This window comes from Pseudolysinimonas kribbensis, assembly GCF_030161895.1.
In the GTDB taxonomy this organism is placed as follows: Bacteria; Actinomycetota; Actinomycetes; order Actinomycetales; family Microbacteriaceae; genus Pseudolysinimonas; species Pseudolysinimonas kribbensis.
This window is the reverse complement of the sequence record NZ_BSVB01000001.1, coordinates 1,040,728-1,061,609: the sequence shown is the minus strand read 5'-3', so window position 1 is coordinate 1,061,609 and position 20,882 is coordinate 1,040,728. Positions and strand designations below refer to the sequence as shown.

General features: G+C 69.6%; 16 protein-coding genes, 1 tRNA gene and 6 pseudogenes. 16 read left to right on the top strand and 7 right to left on the bottom strand.

Going from position 1 to position 20,882, the window contains the following annotated elements; all coding sequences use genetic code 11:
• Positions 1-24 precede the first annotated feature (24 nt).
• Positions 25-564, bottom strand: coding sequence for a PaaI family thioesterase (locus tag QQK35_RS05865; protein ID WP_284253338.1), 540 nt, complete (start codon positions 562-564; stop codon positions 25-27).
• A gap of 92 nt (positions 565-656) precedes the next feature.
• On the opposite strand from QQK35_RS05865, the gene QQK35_RS05860 reads away from it, so the two are divergent.
• The 9 genes and pseudogenes from QQK35_RS05860 to QQK35_RS05820 all read left to right on the top strand — a co-directional run bounded on the left by QQK35_RS05860 (position 657) and on the right by QQK35_RS05820 (position 9,590).
• Positions 657-1,412, top strand: coding sequence for an HAD-IIB family hydrolase (locus QQK35_RS05860; protein WP_284255614.1), 756 nt, complete (start codon positions 657-659; stop codon positions 1,410-1,412).
• Between the two features lie 47 nt (positions 1,413-1,459).
• A pseudogene (locus QQK35_RS05855) lies at positions 1,460-2,724 on the top strand (aspartate kinase).
• Positions 2,725-2,791: 67 nt separating this feature from the next.
• Positions 2,792-3,856 carry an aspartate-semialdehyde dehydrogenase gene (locus QQK35_RS05850; protein ID WP_284253337.1) on the top strand — a complete coding sequence of 355 codons (1,065 nt, stop codon included), beginning with the start codon at positions 2,792-2,794 and terminating at the stop codon, positions 3,854-3,856.
• A gap of 133 nt (positions 3,857-3,989) precedes the next feature.
• Positions 3,990-5,321, top strand: a complete 1,332-nt coding sequence (locus tag QQK35_RS05845) for an ABC transporter substrate-binding protein (protein ID WP_284253336.1) — start codon at positions 3,990-3,992, stop codon at positions 5,319-5,321.
• Positions 5,322-5,431: 110 nt separating this feature from the next.
• Positions 5,432-6,691, top strand: a complete 1,260-nt coding sequence (locus tag QQK35_RS05840) for a carbohydrate ABC transporter permease (RefSeq protein ID WP_284253335.1) — start codon at positions 5,432-5,434, stop codon at positions 6,689-6,691.
• On the top strand, positions 6,688-7,386 hold the full coding sequence (locus tag QQK35_RS05835; RefSeq protein ID WP_284253334.1) for a carbohydrate ABC transporter permease: 699 nt from the start codon (positions 6,688-6,690) through the stop codon (positions 7,384-7,386). The genes QQK35_RS05840 and QQK35_RS05835 overlap by 4 nt, the downstream gene beginning before the upstream one ends.
• A complete protein-coding gene (locus QQK35_RS05830; RefSeq protein WP_284253333.1) occupies positions 7,371-7,568 on the top strand; it encodes an ABC transporter permease family protein in 198 nt (65 codons plus the stop codon). Before QQK35_RS05835 ends, QQK35_RS05830 begins: the two co-directional genes overlap by 16 nt.
• Positions 7,569-7,616: 48 nt before the next feature.
• The gene (locus QQK35_RS05825; protein WP_284253332.1) at positions 7,617-8,108 is read left to right on the top strand and encodes a VanZ family protein; all 492 of its coding nucleotides are present in this window, start codon (positions 7,617-7,619) and stop codon (positions 8,106-8,108) included.
• 9 nt (positions 8,109-8,117) lie between these two features.
• Complete coding sequence (locus QQK35_RS05820) at positions 8,118-9,590, top strand: malate:quinone oxidoreductase (RefSeq protein WP_284253331.1); 1,473 nt, start codon at positions 8,118-8,120, stop codon at positions 9,588-9,590.
• Positions 9,591-9,613: 23 nt separating this feature from the next.
• On the opposite strand, the gene QQK35_RS05815 is transcribed toward QQK35_RS05820, so the two are convergent.
• Positions 9,614-9,952 (bottom strand): histone-like nucleoid-structuring protein Lsr2, encoded by a 339-nt coding sequence (locus QQK35_RS05815; protein WP_284253330.1) that lies wholly within the window; start codon positions 9,950-9,952, stop codon positions 9,614-9,616.
• Positions 9,953-10,065: 113 nt separating this feature from the next.
• On the opposite strand from QQK35_RS05815, the pseudogene QQK35_RS05810 reads away from it, so the two are divergent.
• The 5 genes and pseudogenes from QQK35_RS05810 to QQK35_RS20760 all read left to right on the top strand — a co-directional run bounded on the left by QQK35_RS05810 (position 10,066) and on the right by QQK35_RS20760 (position 13,892).
• Positions 10,066-11,180 (top strand): annotated as a pseudogene (locus QQK35_RS05810) (Rv2578c family radical SAM protein).
• A gap of 26 nt (positions 11,181-11,206) precedes the next feature.
• Positions 11,207-11,536 (top strand): annotated as a pseudogene (locus QQK35_RS05805) (helix-turn-helix domain-containing protein); the annotation flags it as partial.
• Positions 11,537-11,751: 215 nt separating this feature from the next.
• On the top strand, positions 11,752-11,883 hold the full coding sequence (locus tag QQK35_RS05800) for a hypothetical protein (protein ID WP_284255779.1): 132 nt from the start codon (positions 11,752-11,754) through the stop codon (positions 11,881-11,883).
• Positions 11,883-12,548 carry a thymidine kinase gene (locus tag QQK35_RS05795; RefSeq protein WP_284253329.1) on the top strand — a complete coding sequence of 222 codons (666 nt, stop codon included), beginning with the start codon at positions 11,883-11,885 and terminating at the stop codon, positions 12,546-12,548. The genes QQK35_RS05800 and QQK35_RS05795 overlap by 1 nt, the downstream gene beginning before the upstream one ends.
• A gap of 52 nt (positions 12,549-12,600) precedes the next feature.
• Positions 12,601-13,892: pseudogene (locus tag QQK35_RS20760) on the top strand (LCP family protein).
• Positions 13,893-13,966: 74 nt separating this feature from the next.
• Here the strand turns inward: QQK35_RS20760 and QQK35_RS05780 are convergent.
• The 4 genes from QQK35_RS05780 to QQK35_RS05765 form a co-directional block, all read right to left on the bottom strand.
• Positions 13,967-14,040 (bottom strand) — tRNA-Pro (locus QQK35_RS05780).
• Between the two features lie 55 nt (positions 14,041-14,095).
• Positions 14,096-15,049, bottom strand: a complete 954-nt coding sequence (locus QQK35_RS05775; RefSeq protein WP_284253326.1) for a metallophosphoesterase — start codon at positions 15,047-15,049, stop codon at positions 14,096-14,098.
• On the bottom strand, positions 15,049-15,795 hold the full coding sequence (locus QQK35_RS05770) for a PASTA domain-containing protein (protein ID WP_284253325.1): 747 nt from the start codon (positions 15,793-15,795) through the stop codon (positions 15,049-15,051). The genes QQK35_RS05775 and QQK35_RS05770 overlap by 1 nt, the downstream gene beginning before the upstream one ends.
• A gap of 35 nt (positions 15,796-15,830) precedes the next feature.
• Positions 15,831-17,684: a transglycosylase domain-containing protein gene (locus QQK35_RS05765; RefSeq protein WP_284253324.1), complete on the bottom strand. Its 1,854-nt coding sequence runs from the start codon at positions 17,682-17,684 to the stop codon at positions 15,831-15,833.
• A gap of 53 nt (positions 17,685-17,737) precedes the next feature.
• Here QQK35_RS05765 and sp36 point away from each other — a divergent pair.
• Positions 17,738-17,881: pseudogene (gene sp36, locus QQK35_RS05760) on the top strand (Sp36 family protein); the annotation flags it as partial.
• Between the two features lie 11 nt (positions 17,882-17,892).
• On the top strand, positions 17,893-18,351 hold the full coding sequence (locus QQK35_RS05755) for a RidA family protein (protein WP_284253322.1): 459 nt from the start codon (positions 17,893-17,895) through the stop codon (positions 18,349-18,351).
• Positions 18,352-18,416: 65 nt separating this feature from the next.
• On the opposite strand, the pseudogene acs reads toward QQK35_RS05755, so the two are convergent.
• Positions 18,417-20,382, bottom strand: a pseudogene (gene acs / locus QQK35_RS05750) (acetate--CoA ligase).
• Positions 20,383-20,882: the final 500 nt, after the last annotated feature.

The following is a 20,882-nucleotide window of genomic DNA, read 5'->3' as shown; positions in this document are numbered from 1 at the left end:
CACCAAAGTCATGGCCCGGTACATCTAGCCGCGCTCCGGTGCCATCACGAGCAGCGAGCTCGTCGCGGTCGCGATCTCGCGACCCTCGGCATCCACCGCGACGGCCTCGGCGAAGGCGACGCGCCTGCCGGGCTTGGTCACCCGGCCCGTGACCCGCAGCTGCCCCGTCGCCAGGGTGAACGGACGCAGGTAGCTGACGTTGAGGTCGATGGACGTGTAGAACCACCCGAGTTCGAGGGTCGTGTGGACGGCACAGCCGACGACCGTGTCGAGCACCGTGCAGGCGACGCCCCCGTGCACGACGCCGAGCGGGTTGTACTGGCTCTCGTGCGGATCGACCGTGAAGACCACCTCGCCCCTCGCGACCGTCTCGATGCTCATCCCGAGCAGCTGCGCGATCGGCGGAGGCGGGTAGATCCCGTCGCGCAGGCCCTCCATGTAGGAGAGCCCGGTCATCGTGCGCGCGACGCCCAGCACGGGGGCCGGGTCGTTCCAGCGCACGGTGAGGCTGCGCTCCTCACCCCAGCCCGGCCTCGCGTCGGTCGTCGTGTCGGCGTCGCTCATGGGCTCACGGTAGCCACCCGCGTTCCGGTCGCCGGGCCGCTTTGTCGGCGTCGGCCAAAGGATCCCGGTCACGTGCCCTGGGATACTGGACGATCGTGACCGTCCACCTCGTCGCCTTCGACCTCGATGACACGCTCGCCCCCTCGAAGTCGCCCATCGATCCCCGGATGGCGACGCTGCTCGGCGAGCTGCTCGCCGTCACGGAGGTCTGCATCATCTCGGGCGGCCGGTTCGAGCAGTTCCGCGACCAGGTGCTCACCCACCTGCCGGCGGGCGATGCGCTCCATCGGCTCCATCTCATGCCGACCTGCGGAACGCAGTACTTCCGCTGGGACGGCGCCGCCTGGGCACAGCAGTACGCCGAGAACCTCACCGACGTCGAGAAGGCGGCGGCGCTGCAGGCCCTCGAGGAGGAGGCCCGACGCCTCGGCGTCTGGGAGTCCGAGACGTGGGGCCCGATCCTGGAGGACCGTGGTTCGCAGATCACGTTCTCGGCGCTGGGGCAGGCCGCACCGGTCGAGGCGAAGAAGGCCTGGGACCCGAGCGGCACGAAGAAGAACACCCTCCGCGCGGCGGTGCAGGCCCGCCTGCCGGAGCTCGAGGTGCGCTCCGGGGGCTCGACGAGCGTCGACATCACCCGCCGCGGGATCGACAAGGCGTACGGGATGGCCAGGCTCGCCGAGCTCACCGGCATCCCGTTCACCGGCATGCTCTTCATCGGCGACCGACTCGACCCGGACGGCAACGATTTCCCGGTCGTCGCGCTCGGCATCCCGACGCGGTCGGTCGCGGCGTGGCAGCAGACGGCCGAGCTGATCGAGGACATCGTGGCATCGGCGCGCCGGTAAGCTGGCACTCCGTTCCCGCGCTCCGCGCACGCCTTCCCGGAGACCAGATGAGCCTCATCGTGCAGAAGTTCGGCGGATCTTCGGTCGCCGATGCCGAGAGCATCAAGCGCGTCGCCAAGCGCATCGTCGAAACCCGCAAGGCGGGCAACTCGGTGGTCGTCGCCGTCAGCGCGATGGGCGACACGACCGACGAGCTGGTCGATCTGGCGCATGAGGTCACCCCGTTCCCGGATCCACGCGAGCTCGACATGCTGCTCACGACCGGCGAGCGCATCTCGATGGCGCTGCTCGCGATGGCCATCAAGTCGATGGGCGTCGATGCGCGCTCCTACACGGGCAGTCAGGCGGGCATGATCACCGATGCGCAGCACGGGGCCGCCCGGATCGTCGACGTCACCCCGGTGCGCCTGCGCGAGGCGCTCGACGAGGGCGCGATCGCGATCGTCGCGGGCTTCCAGGGGTTCAACCGCGACAGCCGTGACATCACGACACTCGGCCGGGGCGGCTCCGACACGACGGCGGTGGCGCTCGCCGCCGCGCTCGGCGCCGACGTGTGCGAGATCTACACCGACGTCGACGGCGTCTTCACGGCCGACCCGCGCGTGGTGCCCCGGGCCCACAAGCTCGACGTCGTCACCAGCGAGGAGATGCTGGAGCTCGCGGCGTCCGGGGCGAAGGTGCTGCACATCCGGGCCGTGGAGTACGCGCGCCGGCACGGCGTGACGATGCACGTGCGGTCGTCGTTCAACAACCACGAGGGCACGTGGGTCGTGAACTCGAAGGAGGAGACTCCGTGGAGGAGCCCATCATCACCGGCGTCGCCGGAGACCTGAGCGAGGCCAAGATCACGGTCGCGGGCGTTCCCGACGTGCCGGGCAAGGCGGCGGAGATCTTCACGATCGTCGCCAAGACGGGCGCGAACATCGACATGATCGTGCAGAACATCTCGGCCGCCTCGACGGGGCTGACCGACATCTCGTTCACGCTGCCCAAGGTCGAGGGCGAGAAGGTGCTGGCATCGCTGCGCGCCGAGCAGAACGCCGTCGGCTTCGACGCGCTGCTGTTCGACGATCAGATCGGCAAGCTCTCGGTCGTCGGGGCGGGCATGCGCTCGAGCGCGGGTGTCTCGGCGCAGCTCTTCCGCGCGCTCTCGGATGCCGGCATCAACATCGAGATGATCTCCACGAGCGAGATCCGCATCTCGGTGGTCACCCGGGCCGACACTCTCCAGCAGGCGATGCGCGTGGTCCACGCGGCGTTCGAGCTCGACGGCGAGGCCGAGGCCGTCGTGTACGCCGGCACCGGCCGCTGAACCCCGAGGTGCGGCGCCGGTCCCTGCGGCGACGGCGGCAACCGGATGGCGCCGGTACGATCGTTCCATGAGCACAGACGGAGTCCGCCTCGGCGTCGTCGGCGCCACCGGCCAGGTCGGCGCGGTCGTGCGCCGCCTCCTCGAGGAGCGCGATTTCCCGATCCGTGAGCTGCGGTTCTTCGCGAGCTCCCGCAGTGCCGGCAGCACCCTCGACTTCCGCGGCGAGCCGATCGTCGTCGAGGACGCCTCCACGGCCGACCCGACCGGCCTCGACATCGCGATCTTCAGCGCCGGCGCCACCATGAGCCGCGTGCAGGCCCCGCGCTTCGCCGCAGCGGGCGTTCTGGTCATCGACAACTCCAGCGCCTGGCGCATGGACCCCGACGTGCCGCTCGTCGTGAGCGAGGTCAACCCGCACGCGATGGACGAGGCGCGCAAGGGCATCATCGCCAACCCGAACTGCACGACCATGGCCGCGATGCCGGTGCTCAGGCCCCTGCACGAGGAGGCCGGCCTCACCCGTCTCATCGTCAGCACCTACCAGGCGGTGAGCGGCGCGGGCCTCGTGGGCGGTGCCGAGCTGCTCGAGCAGGCGACGGCGGCGCTGGGTCAGGATGCCATCGGCCTCGTGCGGGACGGCTCGGCGGTCGAGTTCCCCGAGCACCACGCCTTCCCCGAGACGATCGCATTCAACGTCGTGCCCTTCGCCGGCGACCTGGTCGATGACGGTGACAACGAGACGGTGGAGGAGCACAAGCTCCGCAACGAGAGCCGCAAGATCCTCGAGATCCCGGGGCTGCCGGTGAGCGTCACGTGCGTGCGCGTGCCGGTCTTCACCGGTCACTCGCTGAGCATCAACGCCGAGTTCGCGCGGCCGCTGAGCCCCGAGCGCGCGCGCGAGCTGCTCGAGGGCGCGCCGGGAGTGCGCTTCGAGGAGGTGCCCACCCCGCTCCACGCCGCCGGCGCCGACCCCAGTCTCGTCGGCCGGCTGCGTCGTGATGAGGGTGCGCCCGGTGGTCGCGGTCTCGCGTTCTTCATCTCCAACGACAACCTGCGCAAGGGCGCGGCCCTCAACGCGGTGCAGCTCGCGGAGCTCGCGGCCGCGCGTCTGGCGCAGAGCACGGTCGCCTGACGAGCCGCGCACCTCGTTACCTCCGCGCTTCCTGAGAGCCCTCTCTCACGTCGCAGAAAACCGACGTAGTGTCGAAACGCACCTCCGCGTCCGCGATCCGGGCGTTGGAGCGCAATGAGGCAGGGAGGCCCGAATGACATCGAAGACATTCCGCCGGATCATCGCCGCGACCGCCGCGATCGCGAGCGCGACGCTGCTGGCCGCATGCGCGGGTGGCGGCAGCAGCGGAGGCGGGGGCGGCGGCACGAGCGGGAACGACCTCGGCCTCCCGAACCTGAAGGGCCAGACGCTCAACGTCTCGGCCGACTGGAGCGGCGCGGAGCAGAAGGACTTCGAGGCCGTGCTGAAGGTCTTCGAGAAGGCGACCGGCGCCACGGTCGACTACAAGAGCCTCGGCAACAACGTCGCGACCGTGCTGGGCACGCAGATCACCGGTGGCAACCCGCCGAACGTGTCGCTCATCCCGCAGCCGGGCCTGCTCAAGCAGCTCGCCGCGGACGGCTCGCTCAAGACGCTGCCGAGCAGCGTGACGAAGACCGTCGACGCCAACTACTCGCAGACCTGGCAGGACCTCGGCAAAGTCGACGGCAAGCCCTACGGCGTCTGGTTCAAGGGCTCCAACAAGTCGACGGTCTGGTACAACACGCAGCTGTACAAGAACGCCGGCATCGACGAGCCGAAGACCTGGGACCAGTTCACCAAGGACATGCAGACGCTGCAGGACTCGGGCGTCTCGGGCCTGTCGATCGGCGCCGATGTCGGGTGGCCGCTCACGGACTGGTTCGAGAACGTGTACCTGCGCACCGCCGGCGGTGACATGTACGACAAGCTCGCCAACCACGAGATCCCGTGGACCGACCCGTCGGTGACCAAGGCCCTGGACATCCTCAAGGACCTGTGGAGCGCCGACTACATCGAGCCGGGCGGTGCGCAACGCAGCTTCGGCGACGCGGTGACGGAGGTCTTCGGCGCCAACCCGAAGGCCGCGACGACCTACGAGGGCGACTTCGTGGCGACCAACATCGCGAGCGACACCAAGACCAAGGTCGGCACGGGGGCGAAGTTCTACGACTTCCCGTCGATCGACGACTCGCCCGCGTCGGTGGTGGGCGGCGGCAATGTCGCCGTGGCGTTCAAGGACGACAAGGCGACGATGGCGCTCATGAAGTTCCTCGCGATGCCGGAGGCGGCCAACGCGTGGATCCCGCTCGGCGGCTTCACCTCGCCGAACCAGAAGGCCGACACCGGCAAGTACCCGGATGCCACGAGCAAGCAGATCGCGCAGGCGCTGCTCAGCGCGAAGGTGCTGAAGTTCGACATGTCCGACCTGGCGCCGAGCGCGTTCGGCGGCACCGAGGGTCAGGGCGAGTGGCAGATCCTGCTCGGCTTCTACGCGAACCCGACCGACGTCGCGGGCGTCCAGCAGAAGCTCGAGGCCGCCGCGGCCGCCGCGTACAAGAGCTGACCCATGGCCGACACGGTCCCGGCCGCGGTCGCCGCGAAGGCGCCGCGGCCGCGGGCCCCCATCCCGTGCGGAGGCGGGGGTCGAGCAGCAACAGCGCGGGTAAGTTCGCGATGGCGTTCCTCGCTCCGGCGATCGTGCTGCTCGGCGCGCTCGTCGTCTATCCGATCTTCTACACCGCCATCCGGTCGCTGTTCGACGCGCGCGGCAGTTTCAACGCGGGCGCGAACTACGTGGACATGTTCACGCAGGCCGACACCCTGGGCGCGATCCTGCACAACATCATCTGGGTGCTCGTCGCCCCGATCGTGTGCACGGTGCTCGGCCTCGTGTTCGCGGTGCTGAGCGAGCGGGTCAAGTGGAAGACCGCGTTCAAGCTCATCGTCTTCATGCCGATGGCGATCTCGATGCTCGCGGCCGGCGTCATCTTCCGCTCGGTGTTCCAGGAGAACCCGAAGGTCGGTGTCGCGAACGCCATCGCGGTGACGGTGCACGACGCGTTCGCGCCGTCGAGCTCGTACCCCGGCGCGCAGCCGCGACCGAACGCCGACATCGTCAAGACCGATGGCGCGGTGCGGTCGAAGAGCGCGGTGCAGGCGGGCGAGACGGTGGACTTCCCACTGGTGGCGATCCAGGCGGGCACCTTCGAGAAGGGCGACCCGGTCGCGACGAAGGCGCCTGCTGCGAAGGCGACCCAGATCACCGGCACCGTGTGGTCGGACTTCGTGCTCGGCGGCGGCGGAACGCCCAACCAGCTGGGCGACGGCAAGAACTCGCTCATCAGGGTGACGGTCGAGGCGCTCCCGGCCGGCTCGACGAAGGCGGCGGCGACGGCGCTCACCGACGACCACGGCCGGTTCACGCTCAGCGGCCTCGATCCGGGCACGAGCTACACGGTCGAACTGCCCAGCTCCAACTTCCGGGAGCCGTTCAACGGGGTGCCGTGGCTCGGGCCGCAGCTCATCAACGTCGTCGTGATCCTGTCCTACGTCTGGATCTGGGCCGGATTCTGCATGGTGATGGTCGGCTCCGGCCTGACCGCGATCGACCGCTCGCTGCTGGAGGCGGCCCGCACCGACGGCGCGAACGAGTGGCAGGTCTTCAGTCGCATCACGGTGCCGCAACTCGCCCCCGTGCTGGTGGTGATCCTCGTGACGCTCATCATCAACGTGCTGAAGATCTTCGACCTGGTCTATGTGATCCCGCCCGGCACGTCGAAACCGGCGGCCAACGTGATCGCGGTCCAGATGTGGAACGTCTCGTTCGGCGGCGGCAACGACCAGGGCCTCGGCAGCGCGCTGTCGATCTTCCTGCTCGTGCTCGTGCTGCCGGCGATCATCCTCAACGTCCGACGATTCCGGAGCCAGCGATGACGATCGACACGGGTTCGGTCAAGGCGCCGCGCACGCTCGCGCAGCGCATCCTCGGCTTCCTCGGGCACGGCGTCGTGCACGTCGTGCTCATCATCGTGGCGGTCATCTGGCTCGTGCCGACGGTCGGTCTGCTCGTCTCGTCGTTCCGCACCTCGACCGACTCGGCGGGCTCCGGATGGTGGACCGCGTTCCTGAAGCCGGCGCAGCTGACCTTCGAGAACTACGCGAGCCTCGTGAGCGACACGGCCGCCCTAGGTGCGCTCGGCAACTCGCTGCTGATCACCCTGCCCACGACGATCCTGGTCGTGGTCATCGGCTCACTGGCGGGGTACGCCCTCAGCTGGATCGAGTTCCGCGGACGCGACTGGGTGCTGATCGGCATCATCGTGCTGCTCGCCGTGCCGCTGCAGGTCGCGTTCATCCCGGTCGCCGGGCTATTCCGCTCGCTCGGCATCTTCGGCTCGGTCATCGGCGTCGTGCTGTTCCACACCGCCTTCGGACTGCCGTTCGCGGTGTTCCTCATGCGCAACTTCTTCGGTCAGGTGCCGGCGGAGCTGCTCGAGGCGTCGCGCCTGGACGGGGCGAGCGAGTGGCGCATCTTCACGCGCGTGGTGCTGCCGCTCGGCCTGCCGGCCGTGGCATCCTCGCGATCTTCCAGTTCCTCTGGACCTGGAACGACATGCTCGTCGCGCTGATCTTCTCGAGTTCGCAATCCCAGCCCCTGACGGTCTACCTGCAATCGCAGTTGAGACAGTTCGGGGCGAACATCGACATCCTGTCGTCGGGCGCGTTCGCGTCGATGCTCATCCCGCTCATCGTCTTCTTCGCGTTCCAGCGCTACTTCGAGAGCGCGTTGCTGGCGGGCTCGACGAAGTAGTCGGTCGGCCGGCGCGGAGCGGCGGCCGAGCGCCGATAGCCTGTCGGGATGCCGAAGCCGGGGCGCCGCCATGGGGTGCTCCTCGCGATCCTCGTCGTCTACCTCGCGGCACTGGCGCTGATCGCCTTCTGGCCGGTTCCGGTCGACAGCGGCGCCCGCGGGTCGTTGGGGACGCTCCTCGCGCTGCTGCGCGCGCGCGGCTGGGGGTGGATCGACTACTCCGTGGTGGAGGCGTCGGCCAACGTCATCCTGTTCGTGCCGTTCGGCTTCCTGCTGGGGGTGCTCGGCGGGCGGGGTGCGGGCCGCCGGCTGCTCATGCTCGCGGTGTGCGTCGCCAGCTCGGTGGCGATCGAGGTCGGACAGGCGGCGCTGCTCCCGGCGCGGTATGCGAGCGTCGGCGACATCGCCGCGAACTCGCTCGGCGCCGTCGTGGGCGCACTGCTCGCGCTCGCGTTCGGCGCGATCACGCATCGGCGGGCGCCTCGAGGGTCGCTCGCGGGCGACGCCCCGAAGCCGGACGGCTCGGCCGGCCCCGCCTAGAATCGAGGTGTGCCCGAAGCGTTCGACGTCGTCCTGATCGGGGGCGGCGTGATGAGCGCCACCCTGGGTTCGCTCCTGCAGCGCCTGCAGCCGGATTGGCGCATCGCGATCCTGGAGCGGCTCGGCGACGTGGCGCTCGAGAGCTCCAATCCCTGGAACAACGCCGGCACCGGTCACTCCGCTCTCTGCGAGCTGAATTACACGCCGGAGCTGCCCGACGGCTCGATCGACATCACCAACGCGGTCAAGGTGAACGAGCAGTTCCAGGTGAGCCGTCAGTTCTGGTCGGCCCTGGTCGAGGACGGCACGCTGCCGGAGCCGCACCGCTTCATCAACACGGTGCCGCACATGACCTTCGTCTGGGGCGAGGACAACGTCGCGTACCTGCGCAAGCGCTTCGACGCCCTCAAGGACCACCCGCTCTTCGCGGGGATGGAGTACAGCGAGGACGCGGCGCAGATCCGGCGCTGGGCGCCGCTGCTCATCCCGGGCCGGGCCAAGAGCCAGCCGATCGCCGCCACGTACATGAAGGTCGGCACCGACGTCGACTTCGGATCGCTCACCCGGCTGCTCATCGACGGTCTCGTCGCGAAGGGGGCCGAGCTGCGGTACGAGCACCGGGTCACCGGCCTGCGCAAGCGCCGCGACGGGGTGTGGCAGGTCACCGGCCGGCGCGAGGTCGGCGGCGCGCCCTTCTCGCTCGAGGGCCGCTTCGTCTTCGTCGGCGCCGGCGGCGGGGCCCTGAACCTGTTGCAGCGCTCCGGCATCAAGGAGATCCGGGGGTACGGAGGCTTCCCGATCAGCGGAGAGTTCTTCCGCACCGACGACCCCGAGATCGTCGCGAAGCACTCGACCAAGGTCTACGGCAAGGCGGCCGTCGGCAGCCCGCCGATGTCGGTGCCGCACCTCGACACCCGCTACGTCGACGGCACGCCGAGCCTGCTGTTCGGCCCGTACGCCGGCTTCAGCCCGAAGTTCCTGAAGGCGGGCTCGTGGCTCGACCTGTTCGCGTCGATCCGGCCGCACAACCTCGGCACGATGATCGGCGCGGGCCTCAAGAACCTCGACCTCGTGCTCTACCTCGTGCGCGAGCTGCTCGCGAGCCGGGCGCACAAGGTCGAGTCGCTGCGCGACTTCTTCCCGAAGGCGGACGGAGACGACTGGCGGCTCATCACCGCCGGGCAGCGCGTCCAGGTCATGAAGCGCGGCGCCGACGGCAAGGCCGTGATCCAGTTCGGCACCGAGGTGGTCGCGTCCGCCGACGGCTCGATCGCCGGGCTGCTGGGCGCCTCGCCCGGCGCCTCGACCGCCGTGCCGATCATGCTCGACGTGCTCGCGCGGTGCTTCGGCGACCGCCTCCCCGGTTGGGAGCCGGAGCTACGCACGCTGATCCCGACCTACGGAACCCGGCTCTCCGACGACCCGGCCAGGGCGACGAAGGTCATGCGCGAGACGGCGGCCGAGCTCGGCATCCCCGCCTGAGCCCCCGCGCCCGACCGGTCAGGTCAGTGCGCCGCGCGGTACGCCTCGACCACGTCGGATCCCACGCGACCGCGCTCGGAGACCTTCATGCCGCGGGAGCGCGCCCACTCGCGCATGGCGGTCGCCTCGCTCGCCGGCGCCGACGACCCGGATCCGCGCCCGGTGCTGCGACGTCCGCCGACCCGGCGACCCGCCTTGACGTACGGGGCGAGCGCGTCGCGCAGGCGCTCCGCGTTGCGATCGGCGAGGTCGATCTCGTAGCTCGCGCCGTCGAGACCGAAACTGATCGTGCTGCCGGAGCCGGCCTCGATGGGAGTGCCGTCGATATCGTCGACGAGCTGGACCACGACTTTCTGGGCCACGGGAATTCTCCTGTCAAAATGCGCTGGGACGGATTCAGGATATCGGACCCATTTCGGATATCCGAATACCGAATCGGCTTGACGGTCATTCGAAGGTATGTTCGAATGAGTGGATGCGGTGGAGCGGGCAGCAGATCGGCGTCGTGGACGGCGACGCCCTGCCCGGTATGGGCCGGCTCGACAATCTCGTGCGCAGCGTGCAGACCCCCGAGTTCGCCGGCATCACCTTCCATGAGGTGCTCGCGAAGAGCGCCCTGAACCACGTTCCCGGCGAGTCGAAGGCGCTCCCGTTCGGGTGGACGATCAATCCGTACCGGGGATGCAGCCATCAGTGCGTTTTCTGCTTCGCGAGAAATACGCACACGTTCCTCGATTTCGATGCCGGCCGCGATTTCGACACCCAGATCGTCGTCAAGATCAACATCGCCGAGGTTCTGCAGAGGGAACTCGGCCGCCCGAGCTGGCAGCGTCCCCACGTCGCGCTCGGCACCAACACCGACCCCTATCAACGGGCGGAGGGTCGCTACCGGCTCATGCCGGGCATCGTCGCCGCACTCGCCGCATCGCGAACGCCGTTCAGCGTCCTCACCAAGGGCACGCTGCTGCGGCGCGACCTGCCGTTGTTGCAGGAGGCCGCGCAGCACGTGCCGGTGCAGCTCGCGATGACGATCGACGTCGCCGATCCGCAACTGCGGGCGAGCCTCGAGCCGGGCACCCCCACGACCGAGGCACGCCTGGCGACCGTGCGCGCCGCCACCGACGCCGGGTTCGACGTCTCGGTGCTCGTCATGCCGGTTCTGCCCTACCTCACCGACTCGATCGCGCACCTCGATCGGTTGCTCGGGATGATCGAGGAGGCCGGGGCGACCCGGGTCGCCTACACCGCGCTGCACCTGCGCCCCGGGGCGCGCGAATGGTACCTGGGCTGGCTCGGTCGCGAGCATCCGGAGCTGCTGCCGCGCTACCGCGAGATGTACGGCGGCGGCTCGTATCCGCCGAGGAGTACCGCGCCTGGCTCGCCCGACGCATCACGCCGCTGCTGTGCGCGCACGGGCTCGATCGACGGCCGACGATGGATCCCGCGACCGGCACGCCGACCACCGACGGGTCATCCCCGCGGTTCGCAGCCGAGGAGTACGCCACCGGCCACGAGATGCCGAGTGCCGGGCTCATCGCCGCCGAGCTGTCGCCCGCGATGGCCGCCGCGCTGCAACCCACCCTGTTCTGAACGAGGTCACCATCTAGGCTGGTGTCGTGCTGACGGCGACCGGGGTGGAGCGCGACGCGTCCGCACGCCATCCGGAGGTGCGCGTGCGGGTGGCGATCGTCGACGACCACGAGGTGCTCCTCGACAGCCTCGGATCCTGGATCACCGAAAACGCCCCCGAGTTCGAGGTCGCCGTGCTCGCGACGACCTGGCTCGAGCTCGTGCACGACGTGAACTTCCCGACCGATCTCGTGCTGCTCGACTTCCAGCTGCGTGAGCCGGTGTCGATCGAGGCGCGGGTGCGCACCTGCCGGGCGGCCGGCGCGAAGGTGATCGTGCTGTCCGGGGTCGAGACGGCAGAGGCCCGCGAGCGGGCGCTCGCCGCCGGCGCCGACGACTTCATCTCCAAGGCGGTGCCCATGCGCGCCGTCATGGACGTCGCCCGCGCCGTCGTCGGCCTGACACCGGATGCCGCGGTCGTCCATCATCGGCAGCTCACGCTCGTCGTCGAGCGGCCCAAGCTCAGCCCGAGTGAGCAGGAGGCGCTCCTGCTGTACGTCTCGGGCCTCAGCACGGGGAGGTCGCGGCCCAGATGGGTGTGCAGTACGAGACGGCGAAGACCTACCTGCGGCGCGTGCGCGAGAAATACGCGCGCGCCGGCCGGCCGGCGAGCAAGAAGGCCGAGCTGGTGCGGCGGGCCGCCGAGGACGGATTGCTCCAGTAGTGGCCAAGCTGTACTTCCGCTACGGCGCGATGAACAGCGGCAAGAGCACCGCGCTGCTACAGGCCGCCTACAACTACGAGGAGCGCGGGCACCAGGTGCTGCTCGCGAAGCCGGCGATCGACTCCAAGGGCGAGGCGTCGATCATCTCGCGGCTCGGCGTGACCCGCGCGGTCGACTTCACGATCGCCCCCGATGAGGTCGTCACCGAGGCCTTCATGCGCGAGCGCACCCGCGTGATCGCCGCGACGGGCTCCGACGTGAGCTGCCTGCTCATCGACGAGGCGCAGTTCCTCAGCGAGGAGCAGGTCGACGACCTGCTGCGCATCGCGATCGAGGAGGACGTGCCGGTCCTGGCGTACGGCATCCGGACCGACTTCCAGACCATCGCCTTCCCCGGCAGCCGCCGGCTGCTCGAGATCGCCCACTCCCTCGAGGAGCTGAAGACCATCTGCCGGTGCGGCCGCAAGGCGATCTTCAACGCGCGCAAGGTCGACGGCCGCTTCGTCTTCGACGGCGATCAGGTGGCGATCGAGCAGGGCGAGGTCGTCTACGAGTCGCTGTGCGGTCAGTGCTACCTGGAGGAGAGCGGCGGTGCCTTCAACCGCGGCTGGCGTCCCCGGCTGGACTTCAGCTACGGCTCGGGCCCCGATTCGGACTTCAGCTGATGACCGGCACGTTCCCACCGCGCTCGCGGCTGTCGTCTGTGACCATGGTCGGATGAGCGAGCGCCGGGCGATGCGGTCGCGGTCCGGACCGCTGGCGCGATCCGGTCCGTCGGCGCGCCATGGTCGTCAGCGGCGTCCGAGCCTCGTCCGCACGATCATCGGTCTCGTGGCCTCGGCGCTCGCCGTCGTGCTGGTCGCCGTCGTCTCGGTCAGTGCGATCGCGGTCAGCCGGCTCGCCAGCGACGTCGGGAGCAACACCGTCCACCTCGCGCATCTCAACGGTGCGACCGCGCCGCCGAGCGTCGGGGCGATCAAGGGCGGCCTGAACCTCCTGCTCGTCGGCACCGACACCCGCAGCGGGCAGTCGGGCTACCAGGACCGGGCCGATCTCGCCGGGTCGTCGGGTGCCGGCAACAACGACGTCACGATCCTCGTGCACGTCGCGCAGGATCATCAGTCGGCGCTCGTGGTCAGCTTCCCGCGCGACCTGATGATCCCGGTGCCGGCGTGCCCGAACCCCAAGAACGGCGGCACGTATGGCTCATCGAGCATCGCCATGCTCAACTCGACGCTCTCGCGCGGGGGCTGGCGTGTCCGGTGCTGACCATCGAGAAGCTCATGGGGATCACGATCCCGTACGCGGCATCCATCACCTTCAACGGGGTCGCCTCGATGGCGGACGCCGTCGGGGGCGTGACCGTGTGCGTCGCGAGCCCCATCAAGGACCCGTTCGTCGGGCTCGATCTCCCCGCCGGAAGCCACACCATCTCGGGCACCACGGCCCTCGCGTTCCTGCGCAGCCGGCACGGGGTCGGCGACGGCAGCGACCTCGGCCGGATCAGCAACCAGCAGGTCTATCTGTCGGCCCTCGTGCGCACGGTGCGCAGCGGCGGCGTGCTGACGGATCCGGTCAAGCTGTACGGACTCGCGGAGGCGGCGGCGAAGAACATGCAGCTCTCCGACTCGCTGAGCCCCGTCGTCACGATGGTGTCGATCGCGCTGGCGCTGAAGACGATCCCGCTGCAGAACATCGCGATGATCCAGTACCCCGTCGGGTCGAGCCCGCTGTACCCGAACCGCGTCGTGCCGTCGTCGTACGCCGACCAGCAGGTCGCGACGGCCCTCCAGCAGGATCTGCGGGTGCAGCTGACCGGCAAGACCGGACGCGGCGCGGAGCTCGCGCCCGGGGCGACCGCGCCCGCGACGCCGGCCCCGGGATCGACGGTCACCGCCACGCCCACGCCCACGTCGTCGAGCGGCCCCGCCTCGATCGCCCTGCCGAGCACGGTGCAGGGGCAGAGCGCCGACCAGCAGACCTGCTCGAAGGGCGTCGTCGTCCGGTAACCACCCGGCGATCCTGAACCGATACGGAGCACACGAGAAGAGGGCCGCCCGAAGGCGACCCTCTTCTCGCTGCGTCGGGGTAACAGGATTTGAACCTGCGGCCTCGTCGTCCCGAACGACGCGCGCTACCAAACTGCGCCATACCCCGCTGCCGTTGCCGGCAACCTGTCAAGGATAGCCGATGCGGGGGCGGCCCCGAGCCGTCAGTCCCGGGCGACGAGAGTCAGCACGACCGCCTCCGGCGGGCAGGCGAATCGCACGGGCGCGTAGATCGATGTGCCGAGCCCCGCGGAGACCTCGAGGTAGGCGATCCGGTCACCGTGCACCCACTGCGAGAGACCGCTCGCCTGATCGCGGGGCAGATCGCAGTTGGCGGTGAGGGCCGGCAACCCCGGGATGCGCACCTGTCCGCCGTGGGTGTGCCCGGCCACCAGCAGCTCGGCCCCCGAGTCGACGAGCGCATCGAGGATGCGACGGTAGGGCGCGTGCGTCACGCCGAGGCGCACGGTCTCGGCGTCCGTGTCCTCCGACCAGCGCACCTCGCGACCCAGCCGCGCGACCTCGCTCGCCATGCGCCGCACATCGTCGCGGCGGTAGTGCGCGTCCCCGGTGCCGAACAGCTCGAGCCGGATGCCGCGCAGCTCGAGCGCGTGCGCCCGGTTGGCGAGGTCGAGCCAGCCCAGTTCGTCGCCGAGGAACGCGTCGAGCCGGGCGGTGTCGAGCCGCGCCCCGCGGTTGTGACGCCGATCGGTCGACCGGATCAGGTAGGCCAGCGGGTTCTTGAGCATGGGCCCGACGTAGTCGTTCGAGCCGTGCGTGAAGACGCCCGGGATGCCGGCGAACGGCGCATACGCCCGCACGATGCCCTCGATCCCGTCGACGTGCCCCAGGTCGTCGCCGGTGTCGATCACGAGATCCGGTTCGTAGCGCACGAGGGAGCGGACGAACTCCTGCTTGCCCTCCTGCCACGGCGCCATGTGCAGATCGCTCAGATGCAGCACGGTGAGCGGGCGGCTGCCGCGCGGCAGCACCGGCACGGTCTCCTCGCGCACGGTCCAGCGGATGCGCTCGACGAGCACGCCCCACGCGAGCGCGGCCGCCCCCGCGGCCACGAGGGCGCCGGCGGCGACCCCCGCGGTGCGGGCGCCGCGGGGCATCAGCAGGTCGACTTCGCGATCGTGAGCGTCACCGGTTTCGACGGGTTCGCCGACGAGCCGCCCGCGGGGTTCTGCGCGGTCACCTTGTTCTCCGTCGGATCGCCGGGCGGAACCACCTGACAGGCGGGCGGCGTGATGTTGTTGAAGCCCGCCGCATGCAGGTCGTTGACCGCGTTGCCTTGACTCTCACCGACGACGTTCGGCACGGGTGTCGCCTGCCCGTTGCTCGTATACACGGTCACGAAGGCGCCCTGGACGACCGAGGCGCCCTCGCCCGGGTCGAGATTGGCGACCACGCCGGCGGGGAGGTCCGAGTCGATCGGCCCGCCATCCTGATAGGTGAGGCCCGCCGCGTCGAGGGCCGCCTGCGCCTGCTGCACGGAGCCCCCGATCAGGCCGCTCGGCACGGTCGCCTTGGCACCGTCGAGCAGGTTCTGTGCCGGCGGCGCGAACTCGCCTCCCGCGAGGCCGGGGTAGGCGTCGACCGCGCGGGCGGTCGCCTTGAAGATGTAGTTGCGGAGCACGGCCGCTTGAATCCGCCCGGCGCCGGTCGCGATACGGATGCTCCGCAGCGCCTGTGTGCCCACGATGTTGCCGACCCAGAGAGCGGTCGACGCGTGCGGTGATGAACCCACCGTCCAGGTGTGCCACGAGGAGTCGGTGGTGCCCGTCTTGCCGATGTACGGAGTGCCGTCCTTCGGCGCGGCATCCTTCGCCGTTCCGTTGCCGGCGAAGACCGCGGCCATCGCGTAGGCGGCGGTGTCGGCGACGTCCGGTGTGATCAGCGGATCCTGCCCGCAGGTGCGCTTCTCGCCACCGAGGTCATCCCCTGCGCGTCCGTGATGTCATCGATCAGTGTCGGCGTGCAGAAGACGCCGTGGTTCGCGATCGCCGCGTAGGCGGCCGCCTGCATGAGCGGCGTCACGTTGTTGCTGCAGCCCCCGATGATGCAGGAGGGGAGGGTCGAGAGGGTCGTCGTGTTGTAGTACGGGCTGTTCTTGTCCGAGCTGTTCATCGCGTTGTGCACGCCGAGCGACTCCGCGATCTTCTGGGTGTCGCACTGGTCGACCTTCTGACCCATCTGCATGAACACGGTGTTCACCGAGCGCGCGGTACCGCGCACCACGGTGTACCCGCCGCCCTCGCCCTCGTCGTTGCGCACGTTGAAGGAGGGACCGCCACCGGCATCCGGGCAGGTGTCCGGGAACTCCGAGTACTTGAAGGTGTGCTTGCTGGCGTTGAAGGTCTCGTTCACGCCGTGACCCTGCGCGAGGAAGTTGAGGAGGGTGTACGGCTTGTAACTCGATCCCGGCTGGTATCCGCCGCCGCCGTTGCGGTACGTGGCGCGGTCGACGTTGAAGTCGATGGCGCTGTAGGGCTGCATGGCGAGCTGGAGCTGCGAAAAGCCCTTCGTCGCCGGGTCGGTGATGTTGTTGAACGGCTTGTTCTGCGCCATCAGCAGAATGCGTCCGGTGCCGACCTGCACCGTGGTCTCGGCCGCGCCGAGGGCGAACCCCGGAGTGCCCGGCGGCGCATAGTTGGCCAGGACGGCGTTGGCCTCCGTCTGCAGTGTGGGCGTGACCGAGACGGTGACCTTGTACCCGCCCTGCGCCCACGCCTCCTCCTGCTGGGTCGGCGACTGGCCGAGCGACGTCACCTGGCCGGCGTGGATCTTGTCCTGGACCAGCTGGCAGACGAACTGGAACCCGGCGGTCGCGTTGTAGCAGCCCTGTTTCGGTGCGGAGGGCTTGATATAGCTCTTGACCGGGGTCTTGATCGCCTCGTCGGCCTGGGCCGGGGTGATGTATCCCTCCGAGCGCATGAAGCCGAGGATGACGTTGCGGCGGGCCTCGTTCGCCGCGTAGTTCTTGTCGGAGAACAGGCCGTTGGCCGACGGGTTCTGCACGATCGCGACGAGGCTCGCCGCCTGCGCGATCGTCAGGTTCGCCGCCGTCGTGCTGTAGTACTGCTCCGACGCCGCCTCGACGCCGTAGGTGTTGCCGCCCATGCCGACGATGTTGAGGTAGGCGGCGAGGATCTCCTGCTTGGAGTACTTCTTCTCCAGGCCGATCGCGAGCTTCATCTCCTGGACCTTGCGGCCGAGGTCGGGGAACACCGCCGCCTTGATGTCGGCATCGCGCTGCTTGCCCGGCGGCTCGGCCGAGGCCTCCTGGAACCGGATGTTGCGCACGAGCTGCATGGTGATGGTCGAGGCGCCGCCGGATGCCGAATCGCCCTGCGCCTGACCGATCGCCGCGCGCGCCACCGACGGGATGTCGATGCCGCCGTGCTGGTAGAACCGGCGATCCTCGCCGGCGATCGCCGCCTGCTTGAGGTAGTCGCTCATCTGGTCGAGGGCGACGGACTGCCGGTTCTGGTCGAAGACGTACGCGATGTGGAAGTCGGAGCCGTCCGGGTTCTTGGCGACGATCTCGTTCGCCTCGCGCTGCTGGCTCAGGGTGATGTAGTCGGGCAGGGAGTCGAAGATGCCCACCGTGTTGTTCGCGGTGATCCCGCCGACGGCGATCGCGGGAGCGACCATGACGGCGGCCAGGACGCCGGCGAGGGCGCTGAACCCGAGGATCCCCAGGACGCCTGAGAGCAGACCGGTGGCCGTCGTTTTCTGGGCGGGCATAGGCTAGAGGGTACGCCATGGCCCTTTCGGCCTAGCTGAACGGAAGCCAGAAGATGCCCACGTGGGAGTACATGACGACCCCGCTCATCATCCACAACACGACGGCGATCCTGAACAACTGGGGCGCCCAGGGGTGGGAGCTCGTGCAGGTCGTGACCGGACCCGAGGGCGGCCTCGTCGCCTACCTCAAGCGACCGAGGGACGAGGCATGAACGTCGAGGAGACGCTGAACGGGCTCGGCCTCGCGCTGCCGGCGGTCGCGGCCCCGGCCGGTGCGTACGTTCCGGCCGTCGTGTCGGGCAACCTGGTCTTCACCGCGGGACAGCTCCCGTTCGTCGAGGGGGCGCTCCCGGCGACCGGCAAGGTGGGCGGTGAGGTGGATGCCGACGAGGCGGCCGCGTTCGCGCGGATCGCGGCGCTCAACGCGCTCGCCGCGGCGGCGTCCGCGATCGGATCGCTGGACCGCGTGACGCGCGTCGTCAAGGTCGTCGTGTTCGTGGCATCCGACCCGTCGTTCACGGCGCAGCCGAGCGTCGCGAACGGTGCATCGGAACTTCTCGGCCAGGTCTTCGGCGACGAGGGCCGGCACGCGCGCAGCGCGGTGGGCGTCGCGGTGCTGCCGCTGGACTCGCCCGTCGAGGTGGAGCTGACGCTCGAATTCGCCTGACCTCGGCCGCGCCTGCTCTCCGTCGCCCTCTTCTTCTTTCGCGAAACGAAAGGGACCGGAGGACCTCAGTCCTCCGTCTTCGGTGCCGCCTGCAGGGTATCCGAGATCGAGCGCATGACATCGCTGTCGGCGAGCGTCGTGGTGTCGCCGATCGTGCGGTGCTCGGCGACGTCGCGCAGCAGGCGCCGCATGATCTTGCCCGAGCGGGTCTTGGGCAGCTCCGCGACGATGAACACCTGCCGCGGCCGGGCGATCGCACCGATCGAGGTCGCGACGTGCTGCCGCAGCAGCTCGGCGGCCTCCTCCGGGGTCTGCCCGGCGGCGTGCTCCGCACGCAGGATCACGAAGGCGACGACGGCCTGACCGGTCGTCTCGTCGGCCGCGCCGACCACCGCGGACTCCGCGACGATCCGATGGGCGACCAGCGACGACTCGATCTCCGCCGTCGAGAGCCGGTGACCCGACACGTTCATGACGTCGTCGACGCGACCGAGCAGCCAGATGTCGCCGTCCTCGTCCTTGCGAGCACCGTCGCCGGCGAAGTAGTAGCCCTGGTCGGCGAACTTCGCCCAGTAGGTCTCCACGAACCGGTCGTCGTCGCCCCAGATCGTGCGCGCCATCGACGGCCACGGCTCGGTGATCACGAGCAGGCCGCCCTGGCCGTCCGGCACGGCGTTCCCGTCGTCATCGACCACGTCGATCGAGACGCCCGGCAGCGGCACCTGTGCACTGCCCGGCTTCGCCGCGGTGATCCCCGGCAGCGGGCTCACCATGATCGCGCCCGTCTCGGTCTGCCACCACGTGTCGACGACCGGCGTCTTCCCGCCGCCGATGACGTCGCGGTACCACATCCACGCCTCGGGGTTGATGGGCTCACCCACGCTGCCGAGCACGCGCAGGCTCGAGAGGTCGAACCCGTCGGGGATCTGCCGCCCCGCCTTCATGAACGACCGGATCGCCGTGGGCGCCGCATAGAAGAGGCTCACGCCGTACTTCTGGATCAGCTCCCACCACCGTCCCGGGTGCGGCGTGTCGGGGGTGCCCTCGTAGATGACACCGGTGGCGGCGTTCGCGAGCGGGCCGTAGACGACATAGCTGTGGCCGGTGATCCAGCCGACGTCGGCCGTGCACCAGAAGACGTCGGACTCCGGGTGGAGGTCGAACACGTTGCGGTGCGTGTAGGCGACGCCCGTCAGGTAGCCGGCGCTCGAGTGCACGATGCCCTTCGGACGCCCGGTCGTGCCCGAGGTGTAGAGGATGAAGAGCGGGTGCTCGGCTTCGAACGCTTCGGCCTCGTGCTCCGGGTCGGCGGCCTCGATGCGCTCGTGCCACCACAGGTCGAGCTCGTCGTTCCAGTCGATGTCGTTGCCGCCGCGCTTGACGACGAGCACGTGCTCGACGCTCTCGGCACCGTCGACCGCCTGGTCGACGGTGGGCTTCAGCGGGAAGACCTTGCCCTTGCGGTTGCCGCCGTCGGCCGTGATGACGAGCTTGGCCTGGGCGTCGTCGATGCGCGAGCGCAACGAGTCGGCGCTGAAGCCGCCGAAGACGACCGAGTGGATGGCGCCGAGCCGTGCGCACGCGAGCATCGCGACCACGGCCTCCGGGATCAGCGGCAGGTAGATCGCGACGCGATCGCCCTTGCCGATGCCGAGGTCCTTCAGCGCGTTCGCCGCCCGCTTCACGTCGGCGGTGAGCTCGGCGTACGTGATGGTGCGCGTGTCGCCCGGCTCGCCCTCGAAGTGGTACGCGACCCGGTCGCCGAGGCCCGCCTCCACGTGACGATCGAGGCAGTTGTAGGCGACGTTGAGCCTGCCGTCGCCGAACCATCGCGCGAACGGCTTGTCCGACCAGTCGAGCGTCTGGGTGAACGGCTCGTGCCAGTGCAGCTCACGGGCCTGGTCGGCCCAGAACCCCAGCCGGTCCTCGGCGGCGGCTTCGTAGAGCTCGGGCTTCGCGATCGCGCCGGCCGCGAACGGGGTCCGGCGCGAAGCGCCGGGACTCGTGGAGGAGGTTGTCGATCGATGCCATGGACGGACGTCTTTCTCGTCGATCCGCGTTCGAGCCTGGTTTCGCGCGGCGATGGGCTGTTGTCGATCCGATCCTAGAGCCGCTCCGGGGCGGCCCCCGTCCGGGGTGCACCCGCCCTTGTGCAGATCTTGAGGAAATCCTGCGGAAAATGAAAGATGACCCCCGTTGCGGTGTCCTCTTTTCGGAGTACAGTGAGGGCATCCGAGCGCAAATCTCGGTCTTGCAGCGCGAAGATTCCCCCAATCGAGCGTTGCCGTGGCGGCGCCTGTTCCCCCAATGGGCGCCGCCCCTCTCTTTAATCGGTCGTTCCGTCGGCCGCGATGCGTGCCGGGTCGTGCCGGGATTCGCCGCCGCGGGCGGCGGTCCTGGCGGCGATCGTCGGGATCGCGGAGGCCCGTACCGAGCGGGTCGAGTAGCGCGCGGTGGCCGTGTATCGAGACCTCCCCACGCGACGCCGGTGTTCGTTCTCCACCGGGCGTCGCCGGCGTCGTCTCGCGTGC